The 6,518-nt window shown below is 36.9% G+C and carries 6 protein-coding genes and 5 tRNA genes; 1 reads left to right on the top strand and 10 read right to left on the bottom strand.

From position 1 onward, the window contains the following. The first annotated feature begins 240 nt into the window (after positions 1–240). Positions 241–621, top strand: coding sequence for a CopM family metallochaperone (gene copM, locus AACU98_RS11470; protein ID WP_020945778.1), 381 nt, complete (start codon positions 241–243; stop codon positions 619–621). Positions 622–694: 73 nt separating this feature from the next. Here the strand turns inward: copM and AACU98_RS11475 are convergent, their stop codons facing one another. The 10 genes from AACU98_RS11475 to AACU98_RS11520 form a co-directional block, all read right to left on the bottom strand. Next, the gene (locus tag AACU98_RS11475; protein WP_004248251.1) at positions 695–1,696 is read right to left on the bottom strand and encodes a nickel/cobalt transporter; all 1,002 of its coding nucleotides are present in this window, start codon (positions 1,694–1,696) and stop codon (positions 695–697) included. Then, positions 1,687–2,352 (bottom strand): DUF1007 family protein, encoded by a 666-nt coding sequence (locus AACU98_RS11480; RefSeq protein ID WP_074924074.1) that lies wholly within the window; start codon positions 2,350–2,352, stop codon positions 1,687–1,689. Before AACU98_RS11480 ends, AACU98_RS11475 begins: the two co-directional genes overlap by 10 nt. Before the next feature lie 190 nt (positions 2,353–2,542). Then, positions 2,543–2,629 (bottom strand) — tRNA-Leu (locus AACU98_RS11485). Between the two features lie 192 nt (positions 2,630–2,821). Continuing rightward, positions 2,822–2,908, bottom strand: a tRNA-Leu gene (locus AACU98_RS11490). A 113-nt stretch (positions 2,909–3,021) separates the two neighbouring features. Continuing rightward, positions 3,022–3,108: transfer RNA gene (locus AACU98_RS11495), tRNA-Leu, on the bottom strand. Positions 3,109–3,113: 5 nt separating this feature from the next. After that, a tRNA-Cys gene (locus tag AACU98_RS11500) sits at positions 3,114–3,187 on the bottom strand. Between the two features lie 25 nt (positions 3,188–3,212). Further along, positions 3,213–3,288: transfer RNA gene (locus tag AACU98_RS11505), tRNA-Gly, on the bottom strand. A gap of 141 nt (positions 3,289–3,429) precedes the next feature. Then, positions 3,430–3,978, bottom strand: coding sequence for a CDP-diacylglycerol--glycerol-3-phosphate 3-phosphatidyltransferase (gene pgsA, locus AACU98_RS11510; RefSeq protein ID WP_004243285.1), 549 nt, complete (start codon positions 3,976–3,978; stop codon positions 3,430–3,432). A 55-nt stretch (positions 3,979–4,033) separates the two neighbouring features. After that, complete coding sequence (gene uvrC, locus AACU98_RS11515) at positions 4,034–5,866, bottom strand: excinuclease ABC subunit UvrC (RefSeq protein WP_004243286.1); 1,833 nt, start codon at positions 5,864–5,866, stop codon at positions 4,034–4,036. Beyond that, positions 5,850–6,518, bottom strand: a 669-nt coding sequence (locus AACU98_RS11520; protein ID WP_337247572.1) for a LuxR C-terminal-related transcriptional regulator, incomplete at its 5' end; no start/stop codon positions are given. The genes uvrC and AACU98_RS11520, both read right to left, overlap by 17 nt.

Consider the following 6,518-nt stretch of genomic DNA (forward strand, 5'->3'; position numbering starts at 1 on the left):
TACTTAAATTCTGATTTTAATTATTATTTGGACATGCGTTAAAAATAAGATTTATCGCAAGTATATCTGGTTTTCATTATAGCTATTATAACAATTATTTATTCAAGTCTATTGATAATACTTTATAAGATAAAATGTCATTAAAAGTAAAGTATTCTAAACTTTTAGTTGTAACCTTGACCTTCCCCTAAGGGGAATCTTTAGAATAAGAATAATTCATACAATATAAAGGGAACACTGATGAAAAAAGTTTTACCTATCGCCATCGTTTTAATGGGTTCACTCTCTTTTGGTGCAATAGCCAATAATTCACATATGAATATGAGTACTAATGTGGCACAGAGTAACTCTCCTATGAACCAAGAGCTCATGGATTCAATGAATAAAATGCATGAAAATATGGCAAAAGGAATGAATAGTGATAATGCAGATGTTGCATTTGCGCAGGGAATGATCGCTCACCATTTGGGAGCAATTGATATGGCAAAAATCGAGCTAAAGTATGGTACTGATCCTGAAATGCGCAAATTAGCACAAGCTATTATTGATGCACAAGGCCCTGAAATTGAACAAATGCAAAAATGGTTAGAAAAAAATAATACCAATATGCAAAATAACTAATATTTGAAACGCAGACGTTCTATTAAGGAAAGTCTGCGTTTTCTTACATTGCCATGTCATTAACCTGTAACTATTAGCGAAATAACAGCATTATATCTTCTCTATTTAATGTTATTGCACTATTAAACATAAGTATACCTAAAAATATAAACAATATTCCTGCTAATAGACGTAGTAACTCCGCCATATACCTAAAAGATAAATTAGTATTTTTTACCGAAAACCGATAAGCAACATTTCGCATATAATAAACTGTTAATGCAATTGCAGTAATGGTTAAAGCCGTTCCTATTGCCATTGCAATGACAGCTGCTATTCCCCAAAGATAGATATTTAATGCATATGAAAATAACAATACTAACAATGCGCCAGAGCAAGGGCGGCTGCCAATAGCGAATAGTACCAACAATTGTGCCGACCAATTCCCTTGTAATTCATTGGAAGTCACCACATGTTTATGACCACAACATGATGTTTGTGAGATTGTTTGGTTGCTTTTATGTTTATAGAGATATCTAGATCGCTTGATGATAGGTGTTGCCTGTTTAATATAAAAAGCACGCTTTTTATAGTCTGACAATAAACGACGAATAGACTGGATAAAAATAATAATGCCAGATAATGAAATTAATAAATAGCTACTATTTTCAATGTAATGACTCGCTATTTTTAAATGAGAGCTTGATAGGTTTAATATTATTAATATAACAGTAATGATAACTATGGCAACTGTACCTTGTAGCAATGAAGCAAGGACACTTAACCACGCACTTTGTTTTAATTTGGTCGGGTGAGTAGCAATATAAGTACTAATAATGACTTTTCCATGCCCAGGGCCAACAGCATGCAGTAACCCATACAAAAAACTAACACCTATTAATATAAAGCCTACTTGCCAATTATTTTCGCTAATATCTTGCATTAATTCTGCAAGATAGCTATTGATAACTTTTTGCCATTGAACATTAAAATAAGTTAGTTCAGACCAATAATAAGCAATCAATAACAAACAACTGGCTATCACTGTGAGTAAGCTAATTAGTAATCCCCTTTCCTTCGTTATATTTATTGGCATAATACTTGTACTCGTTGTGTAAAAGAGAGCCCTAAATTTAAATCACTATCAGCAGAGCCATTGATATCTAATGATTGTGCATATTCTTTTAAACTTTCATCAACAAAAGGTTCAATCAGTTTGTGTTTACAATCAGCGATCATTTCTAAAGGCAATATGATCTGTGTATTGTCACGATAGGTCATGCTGACATAAAAAGTGGGATCATAAGTTAAAAGTTCAAAATGATGTTTAGCAAATGGCAATGGGGTGATAAATAGCACATCAAAGCTAAACTTCACCTGTAACTTCTCTTTTATAAGAGTGTAATGGCTTGGTATACGACGGAACTTTTGTTTTTTCCCATCCATATAAAACTCGGAAAAATAGTTCTGAGATAATATATTGCTCATTAATCTCGCCGCCTGTTTTTTCCAAATATCACTTTCTGGTTGTGCATTATATATATCGTACAGAATATCCATTGAGGTTATCGGATCCATAACCCAAGAAAAAGTTAATCCAATTAACTTATCATCTTGTGTATTAAAAGTTGTTTGCATATCAATAAAGCTATGAGGATGTGCTAAAACTTTTGGTGCAGTCATCAATAAAAAGAAAGACATCAATATCGAAACTGCTCGCCAAGAGAAATTTTTAAAATTAACTATCCACATAAACAAAACCACCCATGATATTTTGTTATAATATAACATCACGGATTTATAAAATGATAGTCATTTTATGAAATTATTCTAGGTGTGTTATAACTTGGTTTAGTGAAAGCGAGGTGTTTAGAAAGCAAAAAGCCACCCTATTGGGTGGCTTAGTATTTTTAACTTACTAAAGTAGTAGTAAAGTTTTATATGGTGCCCAGGGCGGGACTTGAACCCGCACAGCCTAGAGGCCGAGGGATTTTAAATCCCTTGTGTCTACCGATTTCACCACCTGGGCTAAATTGTATTTATTTATTTTTGGTACTTATTTATTAGTTAAGTACATAATAAATAAACTTAAATCATTTTTTGTTTTAACTTTATGTAGCTAATAACAATATTTATTACGCTAAAACTACTTTTCCTATACCAACCACCAGCGTTGTGGTTAGAAGAAAAAACGGACCTAAATTAAGGTCCGTATTTTATATGGTGCCCAGGGCGGGACTTGAACCCGCACAGCCTAAAGGCCGAGGGATTTTAAATCCCTTGTGTCTACCGATTTCACCACCTGGGCTAAATTCTGTGGTGCGTCCGTAAAATTATAACTAATTTTTACTGGTAAGGACGACTAACTACTTCCCAATGCCATTATTTATGGTCTTTTTACACCACTCTCTCAATTAGGAGTGGTGCCCAGGGCGGGACTTGAACCCGCACAGCCTAAAGGCCGAGGGATTTTAAATCCCTTGTGTCTACCGATTTCACCACCTGGGCATTTATGGAGGCGCGTCCCGGAATCGAACCGAGGTACACGGATTTGCAATCCGCTGCATGACCACTCTGCCAACGCGCCTCAACTGCTCAATCTCTTAAGAGATTGGAGCGGGAAACGAGACTCGAACTCGCGACCCCAACCTTGGCAAGGTTGTGCTCTACCAACTGAGCTATTCCCGCTTTACCGAACTTGCTGATTTACTTATTTATTTCTGTAAACCGTTGTGCCTTTCGATGCGTTGCATTCTACTGATTTCCTGAATCTAGTCAACACTATATTTGCATCTTTTTGACTGTTCGGTGAATTTTCAGTCATTTCGATCAAGCTTCACGCAAATCTGACCATGCAGCACTCAAATATTGGAACATAGACCAGAATGTTAATACCGTCGCAATGTATAACAATACAAATCCGAACCACTCAGCTTCAATAGTCGGACGCCATAATAGCACAACAAGTGCACCCATTTGTGCGGTAGTCTTCACTTTTCCAATCCAAGAAACTGCCACACTATTACGTTTACCTAATTCAGCCATCCACTCTCTTAGTGATGAGATGATAATTTCACGTGCGATCATGGTCGCTGCCGGTAAAGTGATCCACCATACATGATAGTGTTCAGTAATTAATACTAATGCTGTAGCAACCATTACCTTATCCGCAACTGGATCAAGGAAAGCCCCAAAGCGAGTGGTTTGCTTCCAACGGCGGGCTAAAAAACCGTCAAACCAGTCAGTGGCGGCAGCTACCATAAAAATAATGGCACAAATAAGGGGAGCATCTTTAAATGGTAAATAAAACACCAAAACAAAGAATGGAATTAAAGCGACACGAAATAAAGTTAGCCAAGTTGGAATATTTAGTTGCATAGCGTTCTACACGACCTAGAAAAGTGAGAGTTATTAATATGGTGCATCAATACACTTAGTGTTTCAACGCATTAAAAATTTTTTCTGCTAACGCGGTCGAAATTGTGGGAACTTTCGCAATTTCTTCAACGCTTGCATCACGTAAAGCTTGTAAACCACCCATATACTTCAATAGCATTTGACGTCGTTTTGGTCCCACCCCCTCAATCGATTCTAGAGAACTGGTGTTTTTAACCTTAGCACGACGCTGACGATGCCCCGTTATTGCGTGACGATGCGACTCATCACGAATATGTTGGATCAAATGTAACGCGGGTGAATCAGAAGGAAGTGCCACACCTTCGCCTTCTGGTTTAAAAAATAGTGTCTCTAACCCCGCTTTACGATCACTCCCCTTCGCGACACCAATTAATTTAGGGTGTGATTTATCCCAATCAACATCAAGTGATTGAAATACGTCAATGGCTTGTGCTAATTGCCCTTTACCACCATCGATAAAAATAATATCAGGTATTTTACTCTCTTCTAATGACTTGCCATAACGACGAGTCAATACTTGATTCATCGCGGCATAATCATCCCCCGGAGTGATCCCACTAATATTATAGCGCCTGTATTCCGATTTTAATGGGCCATTCATGTCAAATACGACACATGAAGCCACAGTTTGCTCTCCCATAGTGTGACTAATATCAAAACATTCCATTCGTTTTATCTCTTTCATCTCTAAAAGTGACATTAACGAGTTATAACGTTGAGAAATGGTTGATTGTTCAACTTGCTTAGTGGCTAATGCCGTAGCTGCATTAGTTCGTGCTAGTTTTAAATAGCGTGCTCTATCACCACGGGGTTTGGTTTGGATATGGATCTTACGTCCTGCTATCGAAGAAATTGACTCCGCTAAAATCGTTTTATCTTCAAGATTAAAATCGAGCAAAATTTCTGTGGGTAAAGTGCGGATCGCACTGCCTTGTAAATAAAATTGTCCAATAAAGGTTTGTACCACTTCGTCTAATGATGTATTTGCCGGTACTTTAGGAAAATAACTACGACTACCAAGCACTTTACCTTGACGGAAAAAGAGCACATACACACAAGCAATAGCACCATTAAATGCCACGCTAATCACATCGAGATCATCGCCAATATTAGCCACAAACTGTTTTTCAGTAACTTGTCTTACCGCGTGAATTTGGTCACGAATACGCGCAGCCTCTTCAAAGCGTAACGCTTGGCTTGCCTCTTCCATTCGTTTAATTAAGCCTTCAATCACTTGGCTGTCATCGCCGGATAAAAAAAGACGCACATAATTGACTTGCTGTGCATACTCTTCATCAGAGACATAACCTTTTACACAAGGGGCGAGACAACGGCCTATTTGATATTGCAAACAAGGGCGTGAGCGATTGCGGTAAACACTATCTTCACATTGACGAATAGGAAATAATTTTTGCATTAAAGCTAATGTTTCTCTCACCGCCAAAGAGTTAGGGAAAGGGCCAAAGTATTCCCCTTTAGCATGTTTAGCACCACGATAACTCGCCAATCTTGGGTGTTTGTCTGCACTTAAATAAATATACGGATAGGACTTATCATCTCGTAGTAACACATTATAGCGAGGCTGATAACGCTGAATATAGCTATGCTCTAAAAGTAGCGCTTCTGTCTCCGTATGTGTCACGGTAACATCAATATTGGCAATACATTTTACTAATGCTTCTGTTTTACGACTATTTACCTGAGCACGAAAGTAGCTTGATAATCGTTTTTTCAGATCTTTTGCTTTTCCAACATAAATAACGGTGCCTGAGGCGTCATACATTCGATACACACCCGGTTGACTCGTTACTCGACTTAGAAATGCTTTAGCATCAAATATGTTTTCCACTTTGTAAGTAACTCTCTATCTCGATTAACCCATAACGAACTGCTATATGAGTTAATTCTACATCACCTGAGATTTTAAGTTTACTAAACATTCGATAACGATAGCTATTTACTGTTTTAGTGCTGATATTCAGCTCTTGTGCAATTTGTGCTATTTTTTTCCCTCTTATAATCATCGACATTATCTGTAACTCTCTTTCAGAAAGATGATGTAGCGGATTTAAGTCTGCTTGAACTTTCGTTAATGCAATATCCATAGCAATTTCTGGGCTAATATAACGTTGACCAATACAGACTTGTCGAATGGCCTGAAGCACATTCGCAGCAGAGGAATCTATAACGATAAACCCTTCAATACCTAACTGTAGCAATGTGACGGAAAGTATTGAGTCTATTTTAGGCGAAATAACCACTATTTTTATAATGGGAGAAAAACGTTTAATTCTTTTTATTACATCTATTAAAGAGACAGTAGGTAAAGAATAAAAAATAATAAGATTGACAGAATATTGTCTGCAATAACGAAAAGCTTCACATTCATCATTCATAATCTTACGAATATTAATTTTTTTAATCTGGCAAAGTAATTTTTCTATACCTAAACTAAATATTTCAACTTGACTGATTACTAGAGTATTTATCAACGATATCAA

The sequence above is a fragment of the Proteus sp. G4380 genome (assembly GCF_963885725.1).
GTDB lineage: Bacteria > Pseudomonadota > Gammaproteobacteria > Enterobacterales > Enterobacteriaceae > Proteus > Proteus mirabilis.

Excerpts from the sequence above, each read along its gene's own strand:
- copM (WP_020945778.1), top strand. The coding sequence starts at position 241 with ATGAAAAAAGTTTTACCTATCGCCATCGTTTTAATGGGTTCACTCTCT.
- AACU98_RS11480 (WP_074924074.1), bottom strand. The coding sequence starts at position 2,352 with ATGTGGATAGTTAATTTTAAAAATTTCTCTTGGCGAGCAGTTTCGATA.
- AACU98_RS11475 (WP_004248251.1), bottom strand. The coding sequence starts at position 1,696 with ATGCCAATAAATATAACGAAGGAAAGGGGATTACTAATTAGCTTACTC.
- pgsA (WP_004243285.1), bottom strand. The coding sequence starts at position 3,978 with ATGCAACTAAATATTCCAACTTGGCTAACTTTATTTCGTGTCGCTTTA.